Below are 26,887 nucleotides of genomic sequence, written 5' to 3'. Positions count from 1 at the left end.
ATATAAAAAACTCCAACTAGTTAAAGTTGGAGTTTTTTTATTACAACATTAAATCGTAAATGAACCGTTTGTTCTTATTTGGGGTTCGTTATTTGTTGGTTCTTGCTCTGGTTGTTTTGGCAAATCACCTTTCATTAAGAACGAAATGACATCTTTATTGATACTTTGCATGGTATCTTTAAATAAATTGAACGCTTCGAACTTATAAACCAATAAAGGATCTTTTTGCTCATGAACAGCTAATTGAACCGATTGTTTTAATTCATCCATTTTGCGCAGGTGTTTTTTCCACGCTTCGTCCACAATAGAAAGTACAATGTTTTTCTCAAAATCGTTGATAAGGGTTTTACCTTCGCTTTCGTACGCTTTGTTTAAATCGGTAACTACGTTTATGGTTTTTAGACCATCTGTAAAAGGTACAACCATGCGCTCGTAACCACCGTTTTCATGTACGCCTTTGATTACTTTAAAAGCTTCAATAGCGCTTTCTTCGCATTTTGCAAGATATCTTTTATAAACAACTTCGTATAATTTATCGGTTAGCTCTGCATCGCTTAACTTGTTGAACTCATCAACTGTAAACGGAGATTCCATTCCGAAAATCTTAATTAAATCGTATTCGAAATTTTTGAAATCGCTACCTACTTTGTTTCCTTCTACCAGATAATCGCACAAATCGAACATCATGTTAGCAATATCAACTTTTAAACGATCACCGTGAAGTGCGTGGCGGCGTCGTTTATAAACCACTTCGCGCTGTGCATTCATCACATCGTCATATTCTAACAAACGCTTACGAACACCAAAGTTGTTTTCTTCTACTCGTTTTTGCGCACGTTCGATAGATTTGGTCATCCAAGAGTGCTGAATTACTTCGCCTTCTTTTAAGCCCATTCCGTCCATAATTTTTGCAACACGTTCTGATCCAAATAAACGCATTAAATTATCTTCTAATGAAACATAGAATTGAGAAGATCCCACATCACCTTGACGACCTGCACGACCACGTAACTGGCGGTCCACACGTCGAGAATCGTGACGTTCTGTACCAATGATTGCTAAACCACCAGCGTCTTTAACTTCTTGAGCTAGTTTAATGTCGGTACCACGACCTGCCATGTTGGTTGCAATGGTTACAACTCCAGGATTTCCTGCTTCTTCTACAATTTGTGCTTCTTGTTTGTGTAATTTTGCGTTCAACACGTTGTGTTTGATACCGCGCATTTTTAACATTCGGCTTAACAATTCAGAGTTTTCTACCGATGTGGTTCCGATTAATACCGGACGACCTGCTTGTGATAACTCTACAACATCATCGATCACCGCATTGAATTTTTCACGGATAGAGCGGTAGATTTTATCTTCGCGGTCTTCACGTGCCATAGGGCGGTTGGTAGGTATCTCTACTACGTCTAATTTATAAATTTCCCAAAACTCTCCCGCTTCTGTAATCGCTGTACCAGTCATACCAGCCAATTTGCTGTACATACGGAAATAGTTTTGCAAGGTTACGGTTGCAAATGTTTGGGTAGCCGCTTCGATTTTTACGTTTTCTTTAGCTTCGATCGCTTGGTGTAATCCGTCTGAATAACGACGACCATCCATGATACGACCTGTTTGTTCATCAACAATCATAACTTTGTTATCAACCACCACGTATTCCGAATCTTTTTCGAACAAGGCGTATGCTTTTAACAATTGAGTTAATGTGTGGATACGTTCTGATTTTACTCCGAAATCTTGGAATAAAATTTCTTTTTTCTCTGACATTTCTTCAGCAGAAATGTTTAATTTTTCAATCTTGGCAATTTCGGTTCCGATATCTGGTAAAATGAAAAAGTTTTCATCCATACCTTGCGAAAGTGCTTTGATACCGTTGTCTGTCAATTCAACTTGATTATTTTTTTCGTTGATTACAAACAATAAACCTTCGTCAACCTTTTTCATTTCACGGCTGTTGTCTTGCATGAAATGGTTTTCGGTTTTTTGAAGGATTTGTTTCACACCTTCTTCAGACAAAAATTTAATTAAAGCTTTGTTTTTTGGCAATGCACGATAAGCGCGCAATAAATTGAAACCACCTTGTTTGGTGTCGCCTGCTTTGATTAAACGTTTTGCTTCGGTTAAAAATCCGTTTGATAATTGGCGTTGTTGTGCTACCAATGCATCAACTTTTGGTTTCAATTCTAAAAATTCATGACGATCGCCCATTGGGACAGGTCCTGAAATAATCAAAGGTGTACGTGCATCATCAACCAAAACAGAATCAACCTCATCCACAATTGCGAAGTTGTGTTTGCGTTGCACCAATTCTTCTGGTGTATGTGCCATATTATCACGCAAATAATCAAAACCAAATTCATTGTTTGTTCCGTAAGTAACATCGGCTTGATAAGCTTTTCTGCGACCTTCAGAGTTGGGTTGATGGTTATCGATACAATCAACCTTTAATCCATGAAATTCAAACAAAGGAGCATTCCATTGGCAGTCACGTTTTGCTAAATAATCGTTCACTGTTACTACGTGTACACCATTTCCTGTTAATGCATTCAGGTATATAGGTGAGGTTGATACCAATGTTTTACCTTCACCTGTTTGCATTTCTGCTATTTTTCCTTGATGAATCACGCTACCACCAATCATTTGCACATCGTAATGTATCATGTTCCAGCTTAGCATTTTGCCTGCTACTTCCCATGTATTAGACCATATTGCTTTATCGCCTTCAATGCGAACATGACCTTTTGTTTCTGCAAACAATTTGTCTTGTTCGGTAGCTGTAACAATCAGTTCGCTGTTGTTTGTAAAACGGCGTGCTGTTTCTTTTACCACAGCAAAAGCTTCTGGTAAAATATCGAACAAAGCTTTTTCCGATAGGGTATAAGCTTCTTTTTCTAAAGTGTCGATTGAAGCGTAGATTGTTTCGCGTTTGTCGATATCAGAGGTTTTTTCTAATTCATCGCGGTATGATGCAATTTTAGCATCTTGATCAGCTCGCGATTGTTTGATTTTTTCTTTAAAAGAAATGGTTTTCGCTCTTAATTCGTCGTTTGTTAAACTTTCAAACGAATTATAGTATTGATTGATCTTATCAACAATTGGGCGGATCGCTTTTACGTCTTTCTGCGACTTATCGCCAACAAATGCTTTTAAGATACTATTTATGATACTCATAAATAAGTTGTTTTAATATTAATATTCCGTGCTATTTAGTAACAAAAAAAGTCTCCTAATTACCGAGACCTTTTTTTGCTATATATTTCTAATATTCATCCTCGTTCCAAAGATAATCTTCATCCGAAGGATAGTCTGGCCAAATTTCTTCCATAGACTCATAGATTTCACCTTCGTCTTCGATTGACTGCAAGTTTTCTACAACTTCTAAAGGCGCACCAGTTCTGATAGCATAATCTATAAGCTCATCTTTCGTAGCTGGCCATGGGGCATCACTTAAATACGATGCTAATTCTAATGTCCAATACATCTTTGTATATTTTTAGTAATTCTGTGCAAAAATAAATTTTATAATGAAAAAAGCAATTCTTTTTTCATTAAATATTTCTAAATAAAAGAACGTTGTGTTTTTTAATCGCCTAATTTTTTTCGGGGATCCATTTCACCTCTTCGGCTTTTAGGTCAAAGGTCAACTTCCGTGCCAATACAAATAAATAGTCAGAAAGTCGGTTTAAATATTTTAAAACCATTGCATCTGTCGGTTCCATGTCATTCAAATGGGTTGATAAACGCTCTGCTCTTCTACAAACGCAACGCGCAATATGACAATATGACACGGTTGTATGACCGCCGGGTAATACAAAGTGCGTCATTTGTGGCAATTCGGTTTCCATTTCGTCTATTGCTTGTTCTAAAAAAGCCACATCTTCTTCTGAAATTTTTGGAATATTCAGTCGTTCTTTTCCGTTTTTTAAAATTGCTTTTTCAGGATCGGTTGCCAAAATAGCACCAACCGTAAACAAGCGGTCTTGAATGCGAATAAGTTGTTCTTTATAAATTGTTTGCATTTCTTGGTCGCGAATAAGCCCAATATACGAGTTTAATTCATCAACCGTTCCGTAACTTTCTATGCGTATGTGGTATTTGGGTACGCGTGTTCCTCCAAATAGAGCGGTGGTTCCTTTGTCGCCAGTTTTTGTATAAACTTTCATAAAAAATTCTTTTGCGTAAAGATACACTAAAAAAATAAGTTGTGCGTTTAACTTTAATTGAGTAAATTGTAATTTATTTAATTAGAAATCTATTTTGTTGAAGTATTTGCTGGTTTAAAAAAGCGCAAAACAACTTCAGCAAACATAAAAATTGCATGAAAAGTATGAAATTTAGTGCTACAAAAACAGCTCCTAAACTTTTGAGTTTTGGTTTGTTATTGTTACGCCTTTGTTTAGGAGGATTAATGATTAGTAATCACGGTTGGATTAAGATTGTTCACTTTGAAACGCTAAAAACCCAATTTCTAAGTATTTTAGGTTTGGGATCGCATGTATCATTAATTTTGGCAATTATTGCTGAAATTTTATGTTCGATATTATTAATTTTTGGATTATACACCAGATGGGCATTGATTCCGCTTATAATAACTATGTTGGTAGCCACAACTGTGCACGGTTGGCAAATATTTGGTGAAGCAGAAATGAGCTTTTTATATTTAATAGGTTTTGTGTTTTTAATGATTGCTGGTCCCGGAGATAACAGTATTGATGCTAGAATGGAGAAGCGAACCTATTTTTAATACCTAATAAAAAAATTTTGTTTCGGTTGTTCGGTTCGTTTTGAAACCAAGCAACCGTAATAAAAATCGATAACCAGAGTAATCTCGGGGTTTTGTCGTAATGCATCAAAGAAAGATTTTGGATATTTTTTGTACGAAGCAATCAACAAAAGTTGTGAATTGTCCATGTTTCCTATTGTTTGAAGTATGCGTGCGTGATTTTTAGTTTCATAGCGATCTAAAATTAAATCTGCTTCGGTTAATTCAACAATTTTAATAGTATCTACTTTGCAAGCCACTACTGACAAACCTTCATCAAAAAAACAAATTTTTGTTGGTTTAAAGTATTGTATTGATTGCAATAGCCATTGATTGGTTTTATGGGATATGTTGGCATCTTTTTTCACCTCATACAAACCTTTAGTAATGTAATTGTAAACAAAAGGCGAATGAACACCATGCTGATTGGTAGATTTTAATAAAAATTGCAAATACGAAAACACTGAATTATAGAGTTGTTTTATTGTTGAATCGTTGATTTGTCGAACGTCCGATAATTATGACTTAATTTTAATTGTTTAATCGTTTATTCGCTAATTGTTTAATTGTTGATGTAAAGATAATGGTTTAAAACAAAAAAACACTTCTGAAAAAATCAGAAATGTTTTTTTTACTTTGCGAATTTAAAAAAGAACTTAATCTTTAATAAACTTCACCGAACCGCCTTCTTCGGTTTTGATGAAATAAACGCCATTGGCAAAACTACTTATATTAATGGTATTGTTACCTGTTTTTAAGGTTCGTTCCACAAGGGATTTACCAGCTATATCAACAATTGTGATTTTTATATTTTCTTGTATGTTACTATTAATATTCAGAATACTGTTAGCTGGATTTGGATAAACAGCAAAGTTTTGTATATTTATTTTATCAATACCTACTGATGTATTATCCAACGCGAAACTAAAATTAAACCCTGTACTTATCTTTGCCCAGTTGGTAGCTGTGCCTATCTGCACAGGAGAGAATTGGTAAGTCCCGTCGGCTATTCCCCAAGCCCAAAGTGTTCCGTCTGATTTAATAGCAACAGAATGTATCCCCCCTGCACTCACCTGCGACCAGTTGGTAGCTGTACCTACCTGTACGGGGCTGATTTGTTGTGTGGAATTTCCTGTACCTAATTGTGCGGCACTATTACGTCCCCAAGCCCAAAGTGTTCCGTCTGATTTAATAGCAAGGGAATGGTTCGCTCCTGCACTTATCGATACCCAAGTAGCTGTACCTATCTGTACGGGACTGGTTCGGTCAGTTGTATTTCCAGTACCCAATTGTCCGTCACTATTATTTCCCCAAGCCCAAAGCGTACCGTTTGATTTAATAGCAAGGGAATAGTTCGCTCCTGCACTTATCTGCGACCAGTTGGTAGCTGTGCCTATCTGCACGGGAGAGAGTTGATTAGTAGTATTTCCCGTACCTAATTGTCCGTTACTATTATTTCCCCAAGCCCAAAGCGTACCGTTTGATTTAAGAGCAAGAGAATGATCACTTCCTACCGCACTTATCTGCGACCAGTTGCTAGCTATACCTATCTGCACGGGGGTGTATTGGACAGTGGTATTTCCTATACCTAATTGTCCAGAACTGTTCCAACCCCAAGCCCAAAGCGTACCGTTTGATTTGATAGCAAGAGAATGTATATGTCCAGCACTTATCTTTGCCCAGTTGGTGTCTGTACCTATCTGCACAGGAGAGTGTTCATTAGTATTATTTCCTGTACCCAATTGCCCGAATACTCCCATACCCCAAGCCCAAAGTGTTCCGTTTGACTTCAAGGCAAGAGAATATGCATTCCCTGAACTTACCTGCGACCAGTTGGTAGCTGTACCTACCTGCACGGGGCTGTTTTGGTTAGTAGTATTTCCTGTACCCAATTGTCCGTTGTCTCCATAACCCCAAGCCCAAAGGCTACCTTGTGCCTGTATTGTTGTTCCTGTAAATAATGATACAACAATTACTGTTGCTTTTCCGATTTTTTTGTAAAAATTTACCATTTGTTGATTTTATTAAATGCTTTAATGTTGAACGTCCGATATATTAAGACTTATTATTTATCATATATAAAAGATATTTTAAGTATTAAAATAATGTAAACACAATTTTTAATAACCACAAGTTATTAAAAATAAATAACTTATAAAACACATTTGTTTTTTATTCAAAAAAATGAGTAAAATTTTTGGTTTGTGTATTAAAAACGCCCTATATTTGCACCGTTCAAAAACAGAACAAGGCGATGTGGCGCAACTGAATAGCGCATCTGATTACGGCTCAGAAGGTTGCAGGTTTGAATCCTGCCATCGTCACAAAAAAAATAATTAAAGCATCATGGCGATGTGGCGCAACTGAATAGCGCATCTGATTACGGCTCAGAAGGTTGCAGGTTTGAATCCTGCCATCGTCACAAAAGCAACTCTTCAAAAAGGGTTGCTTTTTTTGCTTTAAATGAATCTTATCTTAGTTTTTTAAGATAACCTTAGGAAGCTAAGCTATAAATTAATTTAGGCATTTGAAAATGCACTTACTAATAGATTTTTTATAACTCATTTATTTTTATAAAATTAAAATATCGATTAATTCTACTTGAAAAACCAGCGTACTATTTGGTCCTATTTCTTTTGAAATTTGTTCTTCGCCGTATGCACTTTCGGCCGGGATTACTATTTCAGCTTTAGAACCTACTTTCAGTAAAGGCATTACTTCCTGCCAACCTTTTATTAATTTATTAATTTGAAAATCGGCGGGTTTTCCTCTTTCAACGGAACTGTCAAATACTTCGCCATACACATTGGTTCCGTGGTAATGGCAACGCACTTTGCTTTCAAGAGTGGGGTAAATTCCCGTTCCTTCTTCTGTTATTCGGTATAAAACACCACTTGGAAGCGCGATTACTCCTTCTTGCTGGCTAAAAGTTTCTCGATAAACATTGCCTTCGCGTTTATTTTTTTCTGCTAATTCTTGTTTACGCTTTAATAATAATGCTGCTACACTCATAATTTACTCTTTTTCGTATGCTAATTTATAATCGCCAATGTGCATTTCATGCTCCGAAATCCATTTGCGTTGTTTCACAAAACTAATTCCTCCATAAAAAAGTATGAGCAACGAAAATACATACATACCCATTGCAACTAAATGATTTTTATCAAAAATTAAAAATTCATTGATTGATAAGCCTGCTACAAAGAAATACATTGCGGTTCGCAGAAAAGCAAGTAATGTGGTTTGATTGGCTAAATGCGTGCGTTTAATGGCTAATTTTTCTCGTAAAATTAAATCTTTTTTCATGGTTCGATTTTGTACAAATTTATGTTTTTTTGAAGAAAAAAGCCGCAACCTATCAGCTCAATTTCAAAACAACATTTTGATTTGGCGTTTTATATTTGTACTTTTAAAAGAAAAAATTATGCAAAAAAAGAAAATTTTATTAACAGCAGGTGCATTAGGCATTGGATCTATTGCTTATTTGGCGCTCAAAAATAAAAAGAAAAAAAGTGATATTACGGTGGTGACCCCGTTTGACTTGAAACGATATTTGGGTAGATGGTACGAAATTGCCCGGTTAGATTTTCGTCATGAAAAAAACTTGAACAATACCACTGCGCATTACAGCTTAAACAAAGATAATTCTATCAAAGTGGTAAACCAAGGGTGGAATTACATAAAAGAAGAATGGGAAGTTGCTGAAGGAAAAGCAAAACCTGCTAAAAAGAACACAGGTGCTTTAAAAGTATCATTCTGGGGACCATTCTATGATGAATACAACGTGGTTGAAATTACAAACGATTATCAGTATGCGTTGGTTTTTGGACGCAATACCGATTATATGTGGATTTTGTCTCGCGAAAAAACAATTCCAGATGTTATTAGGCAATATTTTGTTTTAAAAGCGCAAAGTTTTGGATACAGCACCGATAAATTAGTTTGGCCGGAACATGATTAAGCAAGAAGAAGCTGTCTCACAATTTGAGACAGTTTTCTTATGTAAAAGTTCTTTTTTTGTTATTTCTTGATTTACAGATCGTTAAAAATGGCTTTTAAGTGATAAAATTGACACAATATAGAGTTGTGCCCTATTTGTTTTGGCGATTTTATTTCAGAGAAATACCTTACTCCTGTAGTTGACCAAGATCTAATATCTATTAATATTCAACTATTGACAAAAATATATAGCAATAATGATTATCCTATCCTTAATCCAAAAGTTCAATCAAAATGAAACTGTATAGCATCAAATCAATATTTCTATTCCGAAAAGTAAAATTACACATAGAGAAAACATTAAATTAATTTGTTATTGGGATGACTATTGTTAATCATTAACAAAGGATAAGTCGTATTTATGGTTTGAATCCGCCTTTAGTAAATATAAATATTTAATAAACTAAAAAATCCGACCACTGGTCGGATTTTTAACGCACTAATAAACTAAGATGAAAGGTTTATCGTATACGATCGGCAGATTTTACAAGATCTTCGTCCTTCTTAATGGCTTTATTGGCTAATACCAACAAAATGATAGAAATAATAGGAAGAAACATCCCAATACCCTTCTCAGAAACCAAAGTTTCTCCAGATAAATTTAGCGATTGATACACAAATAATCCTAGTAATATAAAGTTCAATATCATGTTCAATCTGTTATACACAAATTGAGTTTGTCTTTTTTTATACGAGAAAATCGAAATAATACTCAATGCCGCAGCTAAACCAAACAATAAGGTGTACCACGTGTTTTGCCCCACAAAATAGTCCATTCCCTTAAAATCTTTCCACAACGGAAAAACCAAAGATAAAACACCCGAAACAATAAAAGCCAACGCTAAATAGATAGTTTGTATTCTTTGAATCATTATTTATTGATTTGTTTACAAAAGTAACACTAAATTTCTTTAAAAATAGTTCATATTAAAAAAAATATTGTAATATTGCATAAGAAAATCGTAACTTCTTCATTGTTCGACCTTTCTATAAAACTTATTAGAAAAACTTTCTTTTAAGCACAATACCACAAAAAATTAATATCAATTCAACGTCATAATTTATGTTTGACAAAAACGTGTTAAAGGGTATGAAATTACCCGAAATAAAAGAAATAGCAAAAACAATTGGTATCGCTAAGACCACTCTTAAAAAAGACGAATTGATTGATGCTATTTTAAAAATGCAAGAAACTTTTCAGCAAGAAAAGCCTGCTACTGAAAATGCAAGTATGCCAGAACAGGCAGCTCATTCAAAAAAAGAAAAACGAAAAAGAATACATACAACTGCAGACGATGCTGCAACGGAATCAACTACTCAGAAGACACACAATTCGTCTAAAAAAAATGATGAGGAAGCAGTTGAAAATACAAGCGATATTCCGCAACAAAACAATCAGCATAAAAATCAAAAGCAGCGCAAAAAAGCAGTATCAACCAATGAAAAGCAAGAGCAACAGCCTTCATCAATAACTACTCAAGATTCTGCAAAAGAAAATGTGCAACCAGAAGCACCCGAAAACGAAAAACAGAATAACACCCAAAACCGAAATAAAAATCAAAACCAGAATCAGAAAAAGCAAAATTACCGCGACCCTGATTATGAATTTGAAGGAATTATTGAATGCGAAGGTGTTCTTGAAGTTCCAAAAGACGGTGGTTCGCATGGTTATTTGCGATCATCGGACTATAATTACCGCAAGTCACCAGACGATATTTATATTTCACAATCACAAATTCGTTTGTTTGGCTTAAAAAAAGGCGACACTATAAAAGGAATTGTGCGTCCGCCCAAAGGCAATGAACAGCATTTTCCGTTGGTTCGTATTACAAAAATCAATGGTCATGAGCCAGATGAGGTTCGCGATCGTCCTTCTTTTGAACATTTAACGCCCCTTTTTCCTAAAGAAAAATTCAATCTATCAGGGAATAACTCCAAATTATCTACCCGCATTATTGATTTATTTGCACCAATAGGTAAAGGGCAACGCGGTATGATTGTAGCTCAGCCCAAAACGGGTAAAACAATGATGCTAAAAGAAATAGCCAATGCCATTGCAGATAACCATCCAGAAGTCTATCAAATTGTTTTATTGATCGATGAACGCCCTGAAGAGGTAACCGATATGCAGCGAAATGTTCGTGCAGAAGTTGTAGCTTCTACCTTTGACGAAGAAGCGCGCTACCATGTAGAATTAGCTGATATGGTGTTAGAAAAAGCAAAACGATTGGTAGAATGTGGACACGATGTAGTGATTTTACTTGATTCAATCACCCGCTTGGCACGCGCGTACAATACCGTTCAACCAGCCTCGGGAAGAGTGTTATCGGGTGGTGTTGATGCCAATGCTTTGCAAAAACCAAAGCGCTTTTTTGGAGCGGCACGAAATATAGAAAATGGTGGGTCATTAACCATAATTGCAACTGCTTTAACCGATACAGGTTCTAAAATGGACGATGTGATTTTTGAAGAATTTAAGGGAACAGGTAATATGGAATTACAATTAGACCGTAAAATTGCAAACAAACGCATTTTCCCAGCAGTTGATTTAACGTCTTCATCAACTCGTCGAGATGATTTATTACAAGATCGATACACCAACAGTAAAATGGTTGTTTTGCGTAATATTCTCGCGGATATGAACCCGGTAGAGGCAATTACGTTTATTCACGACCGCATCAAAAATACCAAATCAAACGATGAATTTTTTGACAGCATGCGCGACTAATTTTTAATGGATTGTTTATGAGAAAGTATATTTTATTACTTATTTGTTTTTTAGGGATGTTTGGAATGAATGCCCAAAGTTTTACAGACCCATGGACGCCGCAGCAACTTTTAAGCACCAAAGTTTTGTCAACAAGAATCACTCAAAACAAAATGGATCAAACTATTTTAATTAATATTGGTCCTGATGCGGTGATTAAAAATTCGTTCAATTTGGGACCGATTCAAAACAAAGGCAATCAAGAAAAACTGCAAAAATATCTTAAAAAAGTTTCTAAAGACAAAGAAGTGGTTTTGTATTGCGGTTGTTGCCCATTTGAAAAATGTCCCAACATTCGTCCTGCATTTAAAAGCTTAATTGCTATGGGATATAAAAACACAAAACTTTTAAATATTCCTAAAAACATAAAAGTAGATTGGATTGATAAAGGCTATCCAATAAATTAAAATAAAAAATCTCCTAAAAGACAATATGCCTTTTAGGAGATTTTTTAATTACTCTATATCCATCAATACATTTAAAATAGTAATGGCAGCATCGGCAATTCTGGTTCCGGGACCAAAAACTGCTACTGCACCAGCATCGAACAAATACTGATAATCTTGTGCAGGAATCACACCGCCAACAATTACCATAATATCTTCACGACCATATTTCTTTAACTCTTCAATAACTTGTGGCACCAATGTTTTGTGACCAGCAGCTAATGACGAAACACCTAAAACATGCACGTCGTTTTCAACGGCTTGTTTGGCAGCCTCGGCAGGTGTTTGGAACAACGGCCCCATATCCACATCAAATCCTACATCAGCATACCCCGTGGCAACTACTTTTGCACCACGATCGTGCCCGTCTTGTCCCATTTTTGCAATCATAATACGTGGACGGCGTCCTTCTTGCTTAGCAAAATCGTCGGCCAATTGTTTTGCTTTTGCAAAATTTTCGTCGGTTTTAATTTCTTTGTTATACACGCCACTAATGGTTTTAATTTGTGCTTTGTATCTGCCAAAAACGGTTTCTAAGGCATCGGATATTTCGCCTAAAGTAGCACGATTTTCTGCGGCTTCAACAGCTAATGCCAGTAAATTACCTTCGCCTGTTTTCGCTGCATTTGTCAAAGCGGCTAAGCTTTGTTTTACTTTATCGTTGTTTCGAGTAGCTTTAATGCGATTCAACCGTTCAATTTGTTGCTGACGCACCACTTGGTTGTCCACTTCCAAAATCTGTAACGGATCTTCTTTTTCCAAACGATACTTATTCACACCCACAATAATATCCTGACCAGAATCGATACGAGCCTGTTTACGAGCCGCAGCTTCTTCGATACGCATTTTTGGAATTCCGGCTTCAATTGCTTTGGTCATTCCGCCATACGATTCTACTTCTTCAATCAGTTTCCAAGCTTTTTCAGCGATTTCGGCTGTTAAACTTTCTACATAATAACTTCCTGCCCATGGATCAACTGTTTTACAAATCTTGGTTTCTTCTTGTAAGAAAATCTGCGTATTACGGGCAATGCGAGCTGAAAAATCGGTTGGTAAGGCAATTGCTTCATCTAACGCATTGGTGTGTAACGATTGTGTTCCACCAAAAGCAGCAGCAGCAGCTTCAATCGCCGTACGAGCCACATTGTTAAAAGGATCTTGCTCTGTTAAACTCCAACCCGAAGTTTGACAATGTGTACGCAATGCCAATGATTTATCTGATTCCGGATTGAATTGTTTTATCAATTTCGCCCAAATCATTCTACCGGCACGCATTTTAGCAATTTCCATAAAATGATTCATACCAATTGCCCAGAAAAACGAAAGGCGAGGAGCAAATTCATCTACTTTCATTCCGGCAGCCAATCCGGTGCGAACATATTCCAAACCATCTGCAATGGTGTAAGCCAATTCAATATCAGCAGTAGCGCCGGCTTCTTGCATGTGGTAACCCGAAATAGAAATCGAGTTGAATTTGGGCATTTTTTTACTGGTATATTCAAAAATATCAGCAATAATTTTCATTGATGGAGTAGGTGGGTAGATGTAGGTGTTACGCACCATAAACTCTTTTAAAATATCGTTTTGAATGGTTCCCGAAAGTAATTTTTCATCGACACCTTGTTCTTTTGCAGCCACAATATAAAATGCCATAATTGGTAAAACGGCACCGTTCATGGTCATAGAAACCGACATTTCATCTAACGGAATCTGATCGAACAAAATTTTCATGTCTTCCACCGAATCAATTGCAACACCGGCTTTACCAACATCGCCCACCACGCGTTCGTGATCGGAATCGTAGCCGCGGTGCGTTGCCAAATCAAAAGCAACTGAAAGTCCTTTTTGCCCGGCTGCTAAATTTCTGCGGTAAAAAGCATTACTTTCTTCGGCAGTTGAAAAACCAGCATATTGACGAACGGTCCATGGACGGCGAACGTACATGGTGGCATAAGGTCCGCGAAGATTGGGTGCAAAGCCTGCGCCAAAACCTATATGTTCGAGGGTTTCTATATCGGCTACCGTATAAGTTGGTTTTACTTTGATACCTTCGGCTGTTTCAAAAGAATTTGGAATATCTGTAACCGTTTTCTTTTGATGTGGTAATTGTATGTTTTGTATGTTTTTTCTATTCATTAGAAAATGAATTTTATTATTTTAAATTTTAATAAAAGGGTAATCTTCTTGATTTTTCTCGTTCAATTTTTAATGTAGTAGATAATTTATGTAAATTTTGAATAAATTCTAATCTTTCTGTTTCTTGTCTGAATAATTCGATGTTAATTTCATAAACTCTCAATCCTTCTATACAAACTCTCCAAATATCCTTGAATAACATTCGAATTTTTTCGTCTTTTTCCCAATATACCATTTCATGTGAATATTTATTCCAATATTCTTTCATTTGTTCTATATTTCGAAGTAATTTATTTTCCGATTTAGGAACGTCTTTAAAATTATCGAAAGCTAAATTATGGGCAAAATCATTTCGAATATTTTTTATTAGATTAATCATTTCAAGAAATTGAGAGGGAATTAAATTGAAAGCTTTGATTATTCTAATTTTTGTATTTAAGGCTGTATTATTGTCTACAAGAACTTCATGTTTTGGAATTATTATTTTTAAAAATCTATCGATTTGATATTCTAAAACAGTTGTTGCAAGTATTACAAAAGAACGGTCATCATCAATATTATTCAATCTTTCAAAGTATTGTGGTAAATCATTATTCCATTCTACTTCTTTCCAAAAATCAAATTGACTTTTAAATAAGCAATCATCCTCTGTTTCTGCAATAAATACACTAACCTCTTTCATTTTTTTCTATGTTTTTTCTTCTGTTAACTACAAATTGTAGCCATCTGAAATTTAAACTGTCCGAAAAAAGCGGACATTCTAATTTGTGAAAATTTGTCACCATTCTATATATCTTGGTTCAAATTTATTCAGGATATTTTTTGGTACTTCGTGAGGTATGTAAAACAGCTTTTACAACAATTTCACTATTCATTATTTCATAATGAATTAAATATGGAAATGCTTTTACTAAAACCGTCTTATTGTTGTCGTATTTTGTTTGAAAAATAAGCGGATTCTTTTGTACAAGAGCCATTTCTGTTTTTACAGAAGATAGAAATCTTTTTCCAAGTCCTTTTTGAACTTCTTCTTCGTACCAAATCGCAATTTCTTTTAAATCAAGCTTGGCTTTAGGAAGAATTTTCAACTTATAATTCATTCTCAATATCTTTGATTGCTTCGTCAAAATCTAAAGCTATATCCGGATTTTTTAAATATTCTGAATTTCTTTCACGAACCTCATCAATGTGCCACTGTGGAATTTCATTTTCAATTGTTTTTAATACAATTACTTCCACTTCATCGGCATTAAAATCATCGGGTAAATTAATGATTACCTGACGATTTTTTACTTTCACTATTTCTCTGATCGCTTCCATGATTTTCTTTTTCTGAAAGTTACAAAAATTATTCTTTAGCTAAACGTTCTTGTTCCAAAGTTGCTGCCAAACGTTTTTCAATAATCGGAGTAATTAATGTTTTACGCGGATTTTGTTTTACAAAAGGATACAATTCTAAATCGTGTGCCATTTTATCTTGTGCATTTGGATATTTGTTTGTTCCTAATAAAACTTCCTTGCCCGAATTGAACAATTCTTGTTCTTTTGTAGCAGCTTCATTTATTTTTCGCTGAATGGTTCCTTCAATTAATTGTGAAATTAATCCACCGTTTTTTTCGATATCCTTAAAAAGTTCCAAGCCTTTTTCTGCTAACTGCTGCGTTAAACTTTCAATGTAATACGCTCCGTCTGCCGGATTGTTCACTTTATCAAAATAACTTTCTTCTTTTAAAATCAACAACTGATTTCTAGAAATGCGGTCACTAAATTCATTTGTTTTATGGTAAACAGCATCGTAGGCAATATTTTCAACCGCATCGGCTCCACCCAAAACAGCACTCATACATTCGGTTGTGGTACGTAGCATGTTTACGTTATAATCGTAAATAGTTTTGTTGCGAAGGGTTGGTTTTGCAATAATATGAAATGTGATTTTTGGCGAATAAGCTTCTGCCAACGCATTTAACGACAAACGCAAAGCACGCAATTTTGCAATTTCAAAAAAATAATTTCCGCCAACAGCAACTTCAATTGTAATGTTTTTATTGAAATTTTCAATTCGGTTTAAATATTCGTTGGTATGTGCCAAAGTATAAGCAATTTGCTGCACCATATTGGCACCCGCATTTTGATATGTTGTTGCTTTTACTGTTAACCAGTTGATGTTATTGCCTTTTTGGTTGATTTTATTCAGTGCTTCAAAATCTGAAGTTCCGTCTTTATAAAAATTTCCATCGAATGCTAACTGATGAATTGGATCAATCAAAACAAAAACTTCAAACTGCAATTTGGCAGCTTCGTTATTTATCTCTTCCACAAGATCGGCATCTAAAAACAATAATTGTAAGTAAACCGCTTTTGGTTGTTGTTGTAATTGATTGATGATGTTTACAACGTTTATTTCTTTTGATGGAATAATGAAACGAATGCTTTCTGCACCACGTTTTAAAACTTCGTTCGCTTTTGTTATTGATTTTTCTGTGTCGAAAACATAAATTTCTTGAACAATAGAAAAATTGGTGTTTTGTGTAGCAACGGCTGTGGTTACAGCGTCTTCATCATTGTGATAGAAAGGTTTAACCTTAATACCTTCTAAACTTTCCCAAACCAATGTATCGTTATAATCGGCACCTTTTAATTCGTACTGAATTTGATTTTTCCATTGTTTTGATGATACTTTTTCAAAATCGTTAAATAACATATTGCTGTATTGATTTGTTAGTTAGTTTCTTCTGTTGGATATTCTTTGTCGCTGTCAATAATATAAATGTCTTCGTTTTCACGCTTCATATAATATTTTTCACGCGCATATCTTTCCACCTCTTCTTGGCGGTATAATTTTTTTATGTTTTTATCGTCGCTATTAATTTCGGCCTTAAAATAATCTCGATTTTCTTCTAATTTTTCAATTTCGTTATCAATCGTTTGGTGGTCGTAAAAAGCATAGGTGTCAAAAAACAAAAGCCAAACAATAAAAAACAGGGTAACCAACACAAAACGGTTTGTTGCCCATTTCAAAAAAGGGTATTTAACGAGTAAAGCGGCGAATTTTTGTTTCATTTTTAATCGTTTATTTTTTTGTTGATAACCGTTCGCACAATATCGATAGCTACTGTGTTGTATTTATCGTTTGGAATAATAATATCTGCAAAAGCCTTTGATGGTTCAATAAACTGTTCATGCATCGGTTTCAATGTGGTTTGATAACGGTTTAAAACCTCATTCATATCCCGGCCACGGTCTGCAATATCGCGTTTTAATCTGCGAATTAACCGTTCGTCTGAATCGGCATGAACAAAAATTTTAATATCGAATAAATTGCGTAATTCCGGATTGGTTAAAATTAAAATTCCTTCCACAATCATTACTTTTCGCGGATGTGTTAAGATATAATCATCGGTGCGGTTGTGATGCACAAACGAATACACTGGTTGATTGATGCTTTTACCAGCTTTTAAATCTTGCAAGTGGTTGCATAGCAAATCAAAATCAATTGCGCGAGGATGGTCAAAATTTATCAAAGCACGTTCATCCATACTTAAATGATCGTTTGCTTTGTAATATGAATCCTGCGAAATAATTCCCACTTCGGTTTCGGGCAATTCATTCATAATTTGGTGGACAACAGTTGTTTTTCCGCTACCTGTGCCACCTGCAATACCAATTATCAGCATTTTATTAATGTTTTTACAAATGTACTTAAATTTATAAATACATTAAAAAGTAGTTTGCATTTACTTTTTGTTTTTTTGTGAAAAATATCTACACTCATTTGTGCGTTTTTCTACACAATTTGTTGATATTTTATTAAAAATAGTGTATTTTTGGGTGATTTAGGTGCTGGTATGTAATTTGTTTTATTACAAGCAAAATAATTATGAAAAAGAAGTTTGTTGGGTACTGATACTTCATTTTTATAAATGAACGTATCAACGCCTAACGAATGATAAAAAAATCGATTGGAGTAATTTAATAATAAAGTAGTTTTTTTGAATGTTTTTAGTTAAGTGAATGAGTTTTTCTTTTTAGAAAAATTCGTGTAATGAAGAAAGGGAAGTGTGCACTTCCCTTTCTTTATTTTCAACAACATTTCTAAGCATTTTCATTTAATAAACGCTCTAATTCGTTTGCAGAAAACACACCCGATTGACGCCATTTTACAGCGCTGTTTTTAAATATAATCATGGTGGGCACACTGCGGATTTGATATTGAGCAGCTACTTGCTGGTTTTTATCCACATCGATTTTTATAATAGCGGCTTTTTCACCCATTCGCTGTTTTAATTCTTCTAAAATAGGAGCTTGCATTTTGCACGGTCCGCACCATTCAGCAAAAAAATCTACTAAAATGGGTTTGTCTTGATTAATGATTTCTTGAAAAGTCATATTTATTTTACTTTTTTAGGTTTAAGGATTGATGCTAATAAACCACCCATCACCATTCCGTAAATAGTACTATTTGTGGGATTTGATGTAATGGCACATGTACCTGAAAGGCAACCGATGTATTTCCAATATAAATACCCTAAAACAGCACCAATTGCAATGCCAAAAAGTTCCAAAACATATTTTTTAAAGAAGTTTCTCATGTTTTATTTTTTACGATTCGATATACTTCTGCATATTTTGTAAACTGCCCCCATTGGTTACATCGTTTATGCCGTTTTTTTCTAAAATATTTTTTGCCATGCTGCTTCGGTTACCGCTTCTGCAAAATACAACAATATTTTTTTTGTTTTTAAGTTTTGAAATTTGAGGACCTATTTGATCTAAAGGAATGTTAACTGCATTTTTTACACTACCCGAAGCAAATTCGGCAGCTGAACGCACATCGACCAAAAACACATCTTTTGACGCAAATAGATCTTTTAAATCTGAATTGTTGTTTCCCAACAAACTTTTAAATATAGTGAACATTTTTTTATTTTTTATTTAATTGAACTTCCTCATAAATTACAGGTTTTTCTGCGGCTTCCTTTTTGTTAATTCTGTGCTTGATTCCGCATTGTTGGTTTCCGCAACATCCTATATTGAACAAAGCCAAAAGTGAAAACACAACCCCAATGAACACCGCAAACCATGTTTTCGAAGCAATACCCATTGCAAGAAAGTAGATTCCAAAGCTCAAACGAATAATCCGCATGGTATTCCAATTTTCAAGATGTTTTGTAACATATTGTTGATTTTATTGAAAATTAAAGCATAGTGCTTGGACAAACATAATTGCTCACAGCGAATTTTCCGGAAGCTTTAATAGCAGAAAAACCACCTTGTATATCGATTAATTGCTCATATCCACGCGCTTTTAGTATCGAAATAAAAATCATGGAACGGTAACCGCCCGCACAATGCACATAATAGGTTTTGTTTTTATCAACTTCCGAAATGTGCTGGTTGATGTAATCTAAAGCAATGTTTTCCGACCCAATTACGTGTTCTGAATAATGTTCGCTGATTTTACGAACATCTAAAATTTTTAAATCAGGATTTTGAGCAAGTCTGTTTTCCAATTCATCTACCGAAATAGATGTAATGTGATCGGTTTCTTTACCTGCATTTTTCCATGCATCGAATCCACCTTTTAAAAAGCCAATGGTATTGTCGTAGCCTACACGAGCCAAACGGGTAACAATTTCTTCCTCACGACCTTCATCGGCAATCAGTAAAATAGCTTGTTGAATATTCGGAATCAAAGCTCCAGCCCAAGGCGCAAAATTGCCATCAATGCCAATATTTATCGAGTTCGGAATAAATCCTTTTGCAAAAGTTTGTGCATCGCGGGTATCCAATAGTAGGGCATCGGTTTCGTTTGCAATCGTTTCAAATGCTTCTGGCGAAAGCGCTTTTGTTCCTTTATCTAAAACGCGGTCAATACTTTCGTATCCTTTAATGTTCATTAATACATTTTCAGGAAAATAAGCAGGAGGCGGCATTAATCCATCTAAAACTTTTTCAATAAAAGCCTCTTTTGTCATGGGTTGCAATGCATAATTTGTTTGTTTTTGGTTGCCCAAAGTGTCAAAAGTTTCTTTGCTCATGTTTTTTCCACAAGCCGAACCCGCTCCGTGTGCCGGATATACAATGATGTCATCGGCCAAAGGCATAATTTTGTGGTGAAGCGAATCATACAAATGTGCGGCTAATTTTTCTTGAGTTAAATCGGCCACAACTTTCTGAGCCAAATCGGGTCTTCCCACATCGCCAATAAACAATGTATCGCCAGTAAACAAGCTGGTTTCTTTACCATTTTCATCGATTAACAAATAACAAGTGCTTTCCATGGTGTGCCCAGGCGTGTGGATGACTTTTATTTTGATGTTTCCAACAGTTAGCATTTCATCGTCGGTAGCAATATGAGCCTTAAAATTAGGTTTGGCAGTTGGTCCAAAAACAATGGTAGCGCCGGTTTTTTCGGCTAAATCGAGATGTCCGCTCACAAAATCGGCATGAAAATGGGTTTCTAAAACATATTTAATTGTTGCCCCATCTTTTGTTGCTTTTTCGATATATGGTTGCACTTCACGCAATGGATCAATAACTACTGCTTCGCCATTGCTTTCAATATAATAAGCACCTTGTGCTAAACATCCTGTATAAATTTGTTCTATTTTCATGATTGATTGATTTTTAATATTTATAGTAAAGGTATTACTTGTTGATTTCGTGTACAGTAACAAAAGTTACACAATGATAATTTTATAGAAATAATTCTTTGAACAGTATATAAACGCCCATTGCCAATACAAACCATCCGAAAGCTATTTTTAATTTATTTCCTTCGATTTTTTTAGAAAGATACATTCCTATAAATATACCTATCACGGCAGAAGTTGTAAAAGCAAGTAGCACATACCAATTGATGGGTTGCCCATTTATAAGATCGCCCGAAAATCCCAAAAGAGAATTGAATGCAATGATAAAAAGCGAGGTGCCTATTGCCATTTTCATTGGCATTTTAGCCAACAGAACCAATGCAGGAATAATTAAAAAGCCACCGCCGGCACCTACCAAACCTGTTAATGTACCAACCAAAGTGCCTTGAAGCAAAATCATTGGATAATTATATTTCAAAGTACTATCGTTTGATTCTTTACAATGCGGACAAGGGCGAATCATAGATACAGAGGCTAGAATCATTACAATTGCAAACAACACCATAAGTGCAATAGGCTTTGTAAATTGAAAATTGTTTACCGTGAAAAGAATATCCGGAATTACAGGTAATACAAACGATCGAACAATATAAACAACCACAATAGACGGAATTCCAAAAATGAAAACTGTTTTAAAGTCCACCTTTTTTTTTAAGGCATTTTTTGTTCCGCCCACCAAAGCAGAACTGCCCACCACAAAAAGCGAATACGCAGTTGCCAAAACCGGATGAATTCCCATGATATAGACTAGAATTGGAACCGTTAGAATAGATCCGCCGCTGCCAATTAATCCCAGCGAAATACCTACAAGAATTGCTAATAAATAGCCCATTAAATCTGCTGCCATATCTTTTTGAATGATTTATACAGCAAAGGTAGATCAGCCTAAAAAGTTGTGCAGTAACAATTGTTACACATCATAAAATAAAAGGGTAACTATATACAACAATACACAAATGAGATGAAAGAGAAAAATAAAAAACACTCACCACATTTAAATGATGAGTGTGGAATTAATCGGGATTTTATAATCCAAGTTTTAAATTATATTTCAAAAACAAATTTTGAATTTAAGAAAAAAGATTTGCCATTCGAGATTCGTATAAAATATTTAGGGGGGAGGGGACTTACAAAGATTTATTACTTTTCACAAGACACTCTGATATTTCCAGATAAGCAGAAATTCCCTTATCTATACATATCCCTGAAAAATATACATCAGTTACAAGCACGTCAGGTACACTAAGTAAATACTCATTACGGAAAGGATAAAGAAATTTTTCATCTAATGCTAATAAATCAGTATTTGATAAATCACTACTTCTAATTTCTTTTATAATTTGTTCTTTCTCTAATGTCATTTTATCTAAAAAACGATTTAATATTTCTTGATTCTGATTCATAGTTATAGATTTTTATTGATTTGTGAATGTATATAAATAAATGTATTTAAACAATACTTGATTAGTACGTTCATCTTTTTAAAAGACTTTATTTTATAAACTAACTTTGGTGAATTTTTGTAATAAAACTTAATAAATTCCTTGCCGAGGATTGTTTTATTTAGAGTATTATCTCTGTATTTTCTTAAGTACTCTACTTGAGGATGGTTTATATCTTCATAAGCGAGGGTTGCTATATAACATGCTTTTTGTTGTGGAACAGATGTTGATTTTACATTGTAATCTATGTAACTATCAACTTTATAAGGTACAATTTTCATTGATTTACATTCAAAAAGTGTAATGACAATATTTTCAAATTGAAATAGTGTCTGCATTGTAGCAGGTTTATTCCTAATTTGTTGTTCAAATCTAATGAATTTGTCTGTTATAGTGACATTACAAGTATTGTGAGAAGGTCTTTGATAAATCATCTTTTTAATTGTGATTTCATCTTTCTCATATTCCATATTAATCATGTTTGTTCCATAATCTGCATATACATGATTGTCAATTGTAAGAGTTACTCTTATCTGTTCTCCCAAAACAGAAATCAATACTTTAAAAACGTTAAATTTATTAAAGATCGGTTTGCTGCTTTTTTCTGAATAAATATCTATATCACTAAATATTAGCTGAAGATGTTTTTCGTAATTCAGATCACTTATTATGTTTTTTATTTTTGCTAACATAACCTATTGTTTTTTAAGTATATTACCACTAATTCCACCAGGTTCTTGTAATATTTTAATTGTCGTTGGACTTAGTTTTTGAAAATGATAAGTAGCAGTTTGCATTGATACTGTAATAGAGCATTTATACTCTGTATCTGAAATTGACTGCGCTACATTTATAGCGACATCTTTGTCTTTGTATAGGTTAATATATTCTTTTTGACAAAATGTTGTACCGCTAACAAAGTTACAAATATCATCAGAGCTGAGAGTGTACCCAATACTTGAAACATCTTCTCTAACCCAAGTACCTTGAATCCAAGCAGGGGGAGTGATTTTTGAAGAAGAGTTGTTGTTAGAATTGTTAGATGATGAATCATCAGATGTTCCGCAAGAAAGTGTTAATAACACCGAGCTTGCCATAAGTAGTAATTTTTTCATTTTGTAAAAGATTTGATTTCATTCAGTCCCAAAATGAAAATTTGTAAATAAAAAAGAGCGTGGGACTTACTACTATTTATTCTTGCGGGGCTCTGGTAAGCCTATAGGTAATAAATAGAGAAGCCCACGCCGAAACGTGAGCGTTCTGCTTATTTATCCTACACCTATGATTGAATTTACCAGATTCCGCAAGGTAGAATAACAGCTAACGCTTTATGATTTTGTTCGATATGTAATTGTGCAAATATTAGCAAAAAATAATGAAAATTCCAAATTATTATGTATGATTTTTTAGTAAATGTTATGTTAGTATTATGTATACTATTACTTATAATATTACTCCCAACTTTGATTATTTTATTGTATCGTTGGTATTTAATTCCCTTTTTGAGGAATGGAAATGGTTTCGATTTTATAAATATAATTTGAAGACTTATTGGAGCGAAAGAGCATGGTGGTTGTAAATGCAATTGCTGATATGACAACAGCAACAATGCTACATATCCATGCACTTCTCTGGAGTATTATATTCAGTCTCTTATTGTCTATTTCCTGTTGAAATGTTTCTGTCTTAAACTTAACAAACCCTTTGGCAGTTATACAGTATAATTTATTCACATTAACATAAACCAAGCCTTCATTACTTAAAAATTTCAGCAAAGATTCAACATATTCAGTATTTAAACTGTAGACCATTTGTTGCTCTATTTCATTATGTTTTATATATCTTTCTTTAAGTACAGTTTCTGTTATTTCTAAAATTGAAAATTGTTTAGTAAAGTCTGTAATTAGAAGATTCAAGATTTTATCTAAATCTGCTTGTAAAGTATGTTTCATGTTAATTAAATTAAAAAGTAGTGCTGTGGAAACACTACTTAGGTCTTGTTACTGTTATTCGCAAGAACCACAATGATAGCATTCAACTTCTTCAATAGGAATTATAAAAGGTTTGCCACTCTCTGAGCGTTTTCCTTTTCTCGTACTACTGAAAATCCACAAGTAACAAATGCCATCTTTAGTTTTATAAAATTCTCTCATAATGTTTAAAAGAGGTGTTAGTTCCTCCTTGTCCATTAAGGAACTATTCTCATAAAACTTCTGCGCGGATAACATAACAAGATTATAAAAATAGTTAAAAATTTTGTTTTTCTAAAATATTTTTCGTAATTTAAAGGAGTAAACATTAAATACTTCATGCTATGTTTAACACTAATATAAAATCAGTTAAAGACTTAATTATTAATTGTTTAAGATATAAACATCTTGAGGAGACTTATAAGATATGAAAAACTTCTCAGTTGACACTGTGAAGTTAAAATATTGTGATATTACAATTGAAACGGTTATAAATATTTAAGCTAGGAAATATTTAATTTCGGAAAATGTTGAGAAATACACAGGGTTTTATAAGAGTATAAAGAAAATTTTACAAAATAAAAAATAGACCGCAGTGAAAAAAAACTGGGTCTATTATCTTTTAATCGGTAATATAGTTATTTTATTAATTCAATGGTGTTTCTGTTAAGTTTAATGTGTCCTTCGTTTTCCAAAGCTTTTAACAACCTTGAAACCACCACGCGCGAACTGTTTAATTCATAAGCAATTTCTTGATGTGTTTTTGAAATAATATTCGATTGGTTTATTTTGCTTTTTTCATGCAGATAATTCAGTAAACGTTCGTTCATATTCATAAAAGCAATATTGTCTATGGCAGCCAACATTTCATTGAAACGGTTGTTGTAGCTTTCAAAAACATACGCGCGCCAACTTTTGTATTTTGCCAGCCATTCTTCCATTTTGTTTACAGGAATCATTGCCACCATACCGTTGTTTTCGGCTACTGCTCTAATTTCACTTTTTTTATCGCCCAAGCAACAGTTTAACGTCATGGAACACGTGTCGCCTTTTTCAATAAAATACAAGAGAAGCTCGCCGGTATCGAAATCTTCGCGCATAATTTTAATGGCACCCCGAATTAAAAGCGGCATGGTTTTAATGTATTTGCCAATATCAATCAATACATCACCTTCGTTAAATTCCACTAATTGCGCAACCGACACAATTTCATCTAATAAATCCTTTTCAAAAACATTTCCGTAGGTTTCTTTTATAACATCTTCCATTGTAAAAAAATTAATGAGGCAGTTTGTTTTTTAATAAACCATAAAACCATGTGCCCAATACTGCACCTAAAATTACAATTAAAATTGGAAAATATCCAGCACCTGTTAAAACAAACATCGGCCCGGGACAAGCACCAGCTAACGCCCATCCCAAACCAAACAAAATCCCACCAATTAAATAACGAGCGATGCTTTTTTCTTTATCGGCAATAGTGATTTGATTTCCAGTAATATCTTTTATTTTTTTGGATTTAATGTACTGAACAAGCACAATTCCCACAGCTAAAGCACTGCCCATGAGCCCATACATATGGATGGATTGAAAGTTAAACATTTCGTATATTCTAAACCATGAGGCAGCTTCGGATTTATACATTACAATTCCAAAGAAAGTTCCGATGATTAAATAGATTACATTTTTCATTTGAGGGTGCATTTAAGTTAAAAAATAAACGGAAAAATGATATGTACCATAAGCAATCCGCCAATAAAAAATCCAATGGTAGCTATTAATGAAGGCAGTTGTAAATTACTGATGCCCGAAATAGAATGACCAGAAGTGCAACCGCCTGCATAGCGAGCTCCAAAACCTACTAAAACACCACCAATAAGCAATATTGCCAATGTTTTTGGGTTGGATAATGCTTCTGAACCAAAAAGTTCGGTAGGCACGTATGAGGTACCAGCACTTTTTATCCCCATTTGCTGTAATTGCTCGATGGTTTGTGGATGAATGTTAGGTGTTTGATTTTCAGAAAGATAATTAGCAGCGACAAAACCGCCGATAACAGCACCTAGCATTACCAATAAATTCCAACGTTGATTTTTCCAGTCAAAGCAAAAGAAATCACATGTTTTGTCGGCTCCACACATGGTGCAAAGTGTTCGAAGGTTTGATGACATTCCAAAGTTTTTACCCACATACAGCAAAGCAAACATGGTTAAAGCAATTAAAGGACCACTTACATACCACGGCCAAGGTTCTAAAATCCATTCCATAATATTATTTAGTTTATTTTCGGAACAAATTTCAGAATTATATCTCACAAATTATGTAACAAATGTTACTGAGAAGTCTTTTTTTGATGTGCTAAAGGTATAATAATCGTTTGCATAACGGGTTAAAACCCATTCCTATTGATATTAAATTATTTTATGTTTAAAAAATCATTTCATATTCACAATTACTTCCTTCGCTGTTCTCAAATGCTGTTTTCGTTTTTCTTCCGGCATTTTCTCCAATGTTTTCAACATCATTCCCAATCTTGGATTTTTAGCAAAAAATTCTTTGTTGTCGTTGATAAAATTCCAAAACAGCGCATCCCACTTTTCATTCCATTCTCCATCGGGATAATCGCTCATTTTTTTAATATAATTACTTCCGCTGATGTAGGGTTTCTTGCTCATCTTTCCGCCGTCCGAAAAACTGCTCATTCCATAC

Annotated in this window: 32 protein-coding genes and 2 tRNA genes; 6 read left to right on the top strand and 28 right to left on the bottom strand. The window is 34.4% G+C overall.

All coding sequences use genetic code 11. The annotated features are described in order from the left end of the window. Positions 1-48 precede the first annotated feature (48 nt). The 3 genes from secA to MG290_RS04635 all read right to left on the bottom strand — a co-directional run bounded on the left by secA (position 49) and on the right by MG290_RS04635 (position 4,166). Positions 49-3,174 carry a preprotein translocase subunit SecA gene (gene secA, locus MG290_RS04645; protein WP_264562719.1) on the bottom strand — a complete coding sequence of 1,042 codons (3,126 nt, stop codon included), beginning with the start codon at positions 3,172-3,174 and terminating at the stop codon, positions 49-51. Between the two features lie 88 nt (positions 3,175-3,262). Further along, positions 3,263-3,484 (bottom strand): DUF2795 domain-containing protein, encoded by a 222-nt coding sequence (locus MG290_RS04640; RefSeq protein ID WP_014166495.1) that lies wholly within the window; start codon positions 3,482-3,484, stop codon positions 3,263-3,265. 109 nt (positions 3,485-3,593) lie between these two features. Next, on the bottom strand, positions 3,594-4,166 hold the full coding sequence (locus tag MG290_RS04635; protein ID WP_264562718.1) for a cob(I)yrinic acid a,c-diamide adenosyltransferase: 573 nt from the start codon (positions 4,164-4,166) through the stop codon (positions 3,594-3,596). Positions 4,167-4,321: 155 nt separating this feature from the next. Here MG290_RS04635 and MG290_RS04630 point away from each other — a divergent pair, with 155 nt between their 5' ends. Then, positions 4,322-4,747: a DoxX family protein gene (locus MG290_RS04630; RefSeq protein WP_264562717.1), complete on the top strand. Its 426-nt coding sequence runs from the start codon at positions 4,322-4,324 to the stop codon at positions 4,745-4,747. Here the strand turns inward: MG290_RS04630 and MG290_RS04625 are convergent. Both MG290_RS04625 and MG290_RS04620 read right to left on the bottom strand, forming a co-directional pair. Continuing rightward, positions 4,744-5,217 carry a hypothetical protein gene (locus tag MG290_RS04625; protein WP_264562716.1) on the bottom strand — a complete coding sequence of 158 codons (474 nt, stop codon included), beginning with the start codon at positions 5,215-5,217 and terminating at the stop codon, positions 4,744-4,746. The genes MG290_RS04630 and MG290_RS04625 overlap by 4 nt on opposite strands. Before the next feature lie 204 nt (positions 5,218-5,421). Then, positions 5,422-6,777, bottom strand: a complete 1,356-nt coding sequence (locus tag MG290_RS04620) for a T9SS type A sorting domain-containing protein (RefSeq protein WP_264562715.1) — start codon at positions 6,775-6,777, stop codon at positions 5,422-5,424. Between the two features lie 238 nt (positions 6,778-7,015). Between MG290_RS04620 and MG290_RS04615 the strand changes: the two genes are divergently transcribed. Together MG290_RS04615 and MG290_RS04610 are read left to right on the top strand one after the other, a co-directional pair. Then, positions 7,016-7,089: transfer RNA gene (locus tag MG290_RS04615), tRNA-Arg, on the top strand. A gap of 24 nt (positions 7,090-7,113) precedes the next feature. Continuing rightward, positions 7,114-7,187, top strand: a tRNA-Arg gene (locus tag MG290_RS04610). Positions 7,188-7,336: 149 nt separating this feature from the next. On the opposite strand, the gene MG290_RS04605 is transcribed toward MG290_RS04610, so the two are convergent. Together MG290_RS04605 and MG290_RS04600 are read right to left on the bottom strand one after the other, a co-directional pair. Next, on the bottom strand, positions 7,337-7,777 hold the full coding sequence (locus tag MG290_RS04605) for an FKBP-type peptidyl-prolyl cis-trans isomerase (RefSeq protein WP_264562714.1): 441 nt from the start codon (positions 7,775-7,777) through the stop codon (positions 7,337-7,339). A 3-nt stretch (positions 7,778-7,780) separates the two neighbouring features. Then, a complete protein-coding gene (locus tag MG290_RS04600) occupies positions 7,781-8,071 on the bottom strand; it encodes a DUF202 domain-containing protein (protein ID WP_264562713.1) in 291 nt (96 codons plus the stop codon). 118 nt (positions 8,072-8,189) lie between these two features. Between MG290_RS04600 and MG290_RS04595 the strand changes: the two genes are divergently transcribed. Continuing rightward, positions 8,190-8,726: a lipocalin family protein gene (locus MG290_RS04595; protein ID WP_264562712.1), complete on the top strand. Its 537-nt coding sequence runs from the start codon at positions 8,190-8,192 to the stop codon at positions 8,724-8,726. A 499-nt stretch (positions 8,727-9,225) separates the two neighbouring features. Here the strand turns inward: MG290_RS04595 and MG290_RS04590 are convergent, their stop codons facing one another. Continuing rightward, complete coding sequence (locus MG290_RS04590) at positions 9,226-9,636, bottom strand: DUF4293 domain-containing protein (protein WP_257499510.1); 411 nt, start codon at positions 9,634-9,636, stop codon at positions 9,226-9,228. Positions 9,637-9,854: 218 nt separating this feature from the next. On the opposite strand from MG290_RS04590, the gene rho reads away from it, so the two are divergent. Together rho and MG290_RS04580 are read left to right on the top strand one after the other, a co-directional pair. After that, the gene (gene rho, locus MG290_RS04585; protein WP_413614616.1) at positions 9,855-11,492 is read left to right on the top strand and encodes a transcription termination factor Rho; all 1,638 of its coding nucleotides are present in this window, start codon (positions 9,855-9,857) and stop codon (positions 11,490-11,492) included. 17 nt (positions 11,493-11,509) lie between these two features. Further along, positions 11,510-11,938, top strand: coding sequence for a rhodanese-like domain-containing protein (locus MG290_RS04580; RefSeq protein ID WP_264562710.1), 429 nt, complete (start codon positions 11,510-11,512; stop codon positions 11,936-11,938). Positions 11,939-11,986: 48 nt separating this feature from the next. Here the strand turns inward: MG290_RS04580 and scpA are convergent, their stop codons facing one another. From scpA to MG290_RS04480, 20 genes are all read right to left on the bottom strand, one after another. After that, positions 11,987-14,113, bottom strand: a complete 2,127-nt coding sequence (gene scpA / locus MG290_RS04575; RefSeq protein WP_264562709.1) for a methylmalonyl-CoA mutase — start codon at positions 14,111-14,113, stop codon at positions 11,987-11,989. A 28-nt stretch (positions 14,114-14,141) separates the two neighbouring features. Beyond that, complete coding sequence (locus tag MG290_RS04570) at positions 14,142-14,795, bottom strand: hypothetical protein (protein ID WP_264562708.1); 654 nt, start codon at positions 14,793-14,795, stop codon at positions 14,142-14,144. Positions 14,796-14,919: 124 nt separating this feature from the next. Continuing rightward, a complete protein-coding gene (locus MG290_RS04565; RefSeq protein ID WP_264562707.1) occupies positions 14,920-15,213 on the bottom strand; it encodes a type II toxin-antitoxin system RelE/ParE family toxin in 294 nt (97 codons plus the stop codon). After that, positions 15,203-15,433, bottom strand: a complete 231-nt coding sequence (locus tag MG290_RS04560) for a hypothetical protein (RefSeq protein ID WP_264562706.1) — start codon at positions 15,431-15,433, stop codon at positions 15,203-15,205. Before MG290_RS04560 ends, MG290_RS04565 begins: the two co-directional genes overlap by 11 nt. 28 nt (positions 15,434-15,461) lie before the next feature. Then, a complete protein-coding gene (locus tag MG290_RS04555; RefSeq protein ID WP_264562705.1) occupies positions 15,462-16,814 on the bottom strand; it encodes a methylmalonyl-CoA mutase subunit beta in 1,353 nt (450 codons plus the stop codon). A 17-nt stretch (positions 16,815-16,831) separates the two neighbouring features. After that, positions 16,832-17,173 (bottom strand): FtsB family cell division protein, encoded by a 342-nt coding sequence (locus MG290_RS04550; protein ID WP_264562704.1) that lies wholly within the window; start codon positions 17,171-17,173, stop codon positions 16,832-16,834. 2 nt (positions 17,174-17,175) lie between these two features. Then, positions 17,176-17,787, bottom strand: coding sequence for a uridine kinase (gene udk, locus MG290_RS04545; RefSeq protein WP_264562703.1), 612 nt, complete (start codon positions 17,785-17,787; stop codon positions 17,176-17,178). Positions 17,788-18,205: 418 nt separating this feature from the next. Then, positions 18,206-18,499: a thioredoxin gene (gene trxA, locus MG290_RS04540; RefSeq protein WP_264562702.1), complete on the bottom strand. Its 294-nt coding sequence runs from the start codon at positions 18,497-18,499 to the stop codon at positions 18,206-18,208. Between the two features lie 2 nt (positions 18,500-18,501). After that, a complete protein-coding gene (locus tag MG290_RS04535) occupies positions 18,502-18,702 on the bottom strand; it encodes a DUF6132 family protein (RefSeq protein WP_264562701.1) in 201 nt (66 codons plus the stop codon). 10 nt (positions 18,703-18,712) lie between these two features. After that, complete coding sequence (locus MG290_RS04530) at positions 18,713-19,030, bottom strand: rhodanese-like domain-containing protein (protein ID WP_264562700.1); 318 nt, start codon at positions 19,028-19,030, stop codon at positions 18,713-18,715. 278 nt (positions 19,031-19,308) lie between these two features. Beyond that, positions 19,309-20,727, bottom strand: a complete 1,419-nt coding sequence (locus MG290_RS04525; protein ID WP_264562699.1) for an MBL fold metallo-hydrolase — start codon at positions 20,725-20,727, stop codon at positions 19,309-19,311. 82 nt (positions 20,728-20,809) lie between these two features. After that, the gene (locus MG290_RS04520) at positions 20,810-21,613 is read right to left on the bottom strand and encodes a sulfite exporter TauE/SafE family protein (protein WP_264562698.1); all 804 of its coding nucleotides are present in this window, start codon (positions 21,611-21,613) and stop codon (positions 20,810-20,812) included. Between the two features lie 280 nt (positions 21,614-21,893). Then, entirely contained in the window at positions 21,894-22,169 is a 276-nt protein-coding gene (locus MG290_RS04515; RefSeq protein ID WP_264562697.1) for a hypothetical protein, read from the bottom strand. A 2-nt stretch (positions 22,170-22,171) separates the two neighbouring features. Next, positions 22,172-22,900 (bottom strand): CFI-box-CTERM domain-containing protein, encoded by a 729-nt coding sequence (locus MG290_RS04510; RefSeq protein ID WP_264562696.1) that lies wholly within the window; start codon positions 22,898-22,900, stop codon positions 22,172-22,174. A gap of 3 nt (positions 22,901-22,903) precedes the next feature. Continuing rightward, positions 22,904-23,323, bottom strand: coding sequence for a hypothetical protein (locus tag MG290_RS04505; protein WP_264562695.1), 420 nt, complete (start codon positions 23,321-23,323; stop codon positions 22,904-22,906). A 375-nt stretch (positions 23,324-23,698) separates the two neighbouring features. After that, complete coding sequence (locus MG290_RS04500; protein WP_264562694.1) at positions 23,699-24,160, bottom strand: hypothetical protein; 462 nt, start codon at positions 24,158-24,160, stop codon at positions 23,699-23,701. Positions 24,161-24,816: 656 nt separating this feature from the next. Next, positions 24,817-25,446, bottom strand: coding sequence for a Crp/Fnr family transcriptional regulator (locus MG290_RS04495; protein WP_264562693.1), 630 nt, complete (start codon positions 25,444-25,446; stop codon positions 24,817-24,819). 10 nt (positions 25,447-25,456) lie between these two features. Continuing rightward, positions 25,457-25,870 (bottom strand): YeeE/YedE family protein, encoded by a 414-nt coding sequence (locus MG290_RS04490; protein WP_257499494.1) that lies wholly within the window; start codon positions 25,868-25,870, stop codon positions 25,457-25,459. A 17-nt stretch (positions 25,871-25,887) separates the two neighbouring features. After that, positions 25,888-26,445 carry a YeeE/YedE family protein gene (locus MG290_RS04485; protein ID WP_264562692.1) on the bottom strand — a complete coding sequence of 186 codons (558 nt, stop codon included), beginning with the start codon at positions 26,443-26,445 and terminating at the stop codon, positions 25,888-25,890. A gap of 168 nt (positions 26,446-26,613) precedes the next feature. Beyond that, positions 26,614-26,880, bottom strand: coding sequence for a hypothetical protein (locus MG290_RS04480; RefSeq protein ID WP_264562691.1), 267 nt, complete (start codon positions 26,878-26,880; stop codon positions 26,614-26,616). Positions 26,881-26,887 lie beyond the last annotated feature (7 nt).

This window comes from Flavobacterium sp. CBA20B-1 (assembly GCF_028473145.1).
Lineage (GTDB): Bacteria > Bacteroidota > Bacteroidia > Flavobacteriales > Flavobacteriaceae > Flavobacterium.
This window is presented reverse-complemented; position numbering and strand designations above follow the sequence as displayed.

Coding starts and splice junctions, on each gene's coding strand:
- secA (WP_264562719.1), bottom strand. CDS start 3,174: ATGAGTATCATAAATAGTATCTTAAAAGCATTTGTTGGCGATAAGTCG.
- MG290_RS04640 (WP_014166495.1), bottom strand. CDS start 3,484: ATGTATTGGACATTAGAATTAGCATCGTATTTAAGTGATGCCCCATGG.
- MG290_RS04635 (WP_264562718.1), bottom strand. CDS start 4,166: ATGAAAGTTTATACAAAAACTGGCGACAAAGGAACCACCGCTCTATTT.
- MG290_RS04630 (WP_264562717.1), top strand. CDS start 4,322: ATGAAAAGTATGAAATTTAGTGCTACAAAAACAGCTCCTAAACTTTTG.
- MG290_RS04620 (WP_264562715.1), bottom strand. CDS start 6,777: ATGGTAAATTTTTACAAAAAAATCGGAAAAGCAACAGTAATTGTTGTA.
- MG290_RS04605 (WP_264562714.1), bottom strand. CDS start 7,777: ATGAGTGTAGCAGCATTATTATTAAAGCGTAAACAAGAATTAGCAGAA.
- MG290_RS04600 (WP_264562713.1), bottom strand. CDS start 8,071: ATGAAAAAAGATTTAATTTTACGAGAAAAATTAGCCATTAAACGCACG.
- MG290_RS04595 (WP_264562712.1), top strand. CDS start 8,190: ATGCAAAAAAAGAAAATTTTATTAACAGCAGGTGCATTAGGCATTGGA.
- MG290_RS04590 (WP_257499510.1), bottom strand. CDS start 9,636: ATGATTCAAAGAATACAAACTATCTATTTAGCGTTGGCTTTTATTGTT.
- rho (WP_413614616.1), top strand. CDS start 9,855: ATGAAATTACCCGAAATAAAAGAAATAGCAAAAACAATTGGTATCGCT.
- MG290_RS04580 (WP_264562710.1), top strand. CDS start 11,510: ATGAGAAAGTATATTTTATTACTTATTTGTTTTTTAGGGATGTTTGGA.
- scpA (WP_264562709.1), bottom strand. CDS start 14,113: ATGAATAGAAAAAACATACAAAACATACAATTACCACATCAAAAGAAA.
- MG290_RS04570 (WP_264562708.1), bottom strand. CDS start 14,795: ATGAAAGAGGTTAGTGTATTTATTGCAGAAACAGAGGATGATTGCTTA.
- MG290_RS04565 (WP_264562707.1), bottom strand. CDS start 15,213: ATGAATTATAAGTTGAAAATTCTTCCTAAAGCCAAGCTTGATTTAAAA.
- MG290_RS04560 (WP_264562706.1), bottom strand. CDS start 15,433: ATGGAAGCGATCAGAGAAATAGTGAAAGTAAAAAATCGTCAGGTAATC.
- MG290_RS04555 (WP_264562705.1), bottom strand. CDS start 16,814: ATGTTATTTAACGATTTTGAAAAAGTATCATCAAAACAATGGAAAAAT.
- MG290_RS04550 (WP_264562704.1), bottom strand. CDS start 17,173: ATGAAACAAAAATTCGCCGCTTTACTCGTTAAATACCCTTTTTTGAAA.
- udk (WP_264562703.1), bottom strand. CDS start 17,787: ATGCTGATAATTGGTATTGCAGGTGGCACAGGTAGCGGAAAAACAACT.
- trxA (WP_264562702.1), bottom strand. CDS start 18,499: ATGACTTTTCAAGAAATCATTAATCAAGACAAACCCATTTTAGTAGAT.
- MG290_RS04535 (WP_264562701.1), bottom strand. CDS start 18,702: ATGAGAAACTTCTTTAAAAAATATGTTTTGGAACTTTTTGGCATTGCA.
- MG290_RS04530 (WP_264562700.1), bottom strand. CDS start 19,030: ATGTTCACTATATTTAAAAGTTTGTTGGGAAACAACAATTCAGATTTA.
- MG290_RS04525 (WP_264562699.1), bottom strand. CDS start 20,727: ATGAAAATAGAACAAATTTATACAGGATGTTTAGCACAAGGTGCTTAT.
- MG290_RS04520 (WP_264562698.1), bottom strand. CDS start 21,613: ATGGCAGCAGATTTAATGGGCTATTTATTAGCAATTCTTGTAGGTATT.
- MG290_RS04515 (WP_264562697.1), bottom strand. CDS start 22,169: ATGAATCAGAATCAAGAAATATTAAATCGTTTTTTAGATAAAATGACA.
- MG290_RS04510 (WP_264562696.1), bottom strand. CDS start 22,900: ATGTTAGCAAAAATAAAAAACATAATAAGTGATCTGAATTACGAAAAA.
- MG290_RS04505 (WP_264562695.1), bottom strand. CDS start 23,323: ATGAAAAAATTACTACTTATGGCAAGCTCGGTGTTATTAACACTTTCT.
- MG290_RS04500 (WP_264562694.1), bottom strand. CDS start 24,160: ATGAAACATACTTTACAAGCAGATTTAGATAAAATCTTGAATCTTCTA.
- MG290_RS04495 (WP_264562693.1), bottom strand. CDS start 25,446: ATGGAAGATGTTATAAAAGAAACCTACGGAAATGTTTTTGAAAAGGAT.
- MG290_RS04490 (WP_257499494.1), bottom strand. CDS start 25,870: ATGAAAAATGTAATCTATTTAATCATCGGAACTTTCTTTGGAATTGTA.
- MG290_RS04485 (WP_264562692.1), bottom strand. CDS start 26,445: ATGGAATGGATTTTAGAACCTTGGCCGTGGTATGTAAGTGGTCCTTTA.
- MG290_RS04480 (WP_264562691.1), bottom strand. CDS start 26,880: ATGAGCAGTTTTTCGGACGGCGGAAAGATGAGCAAGAAACCCTACATC.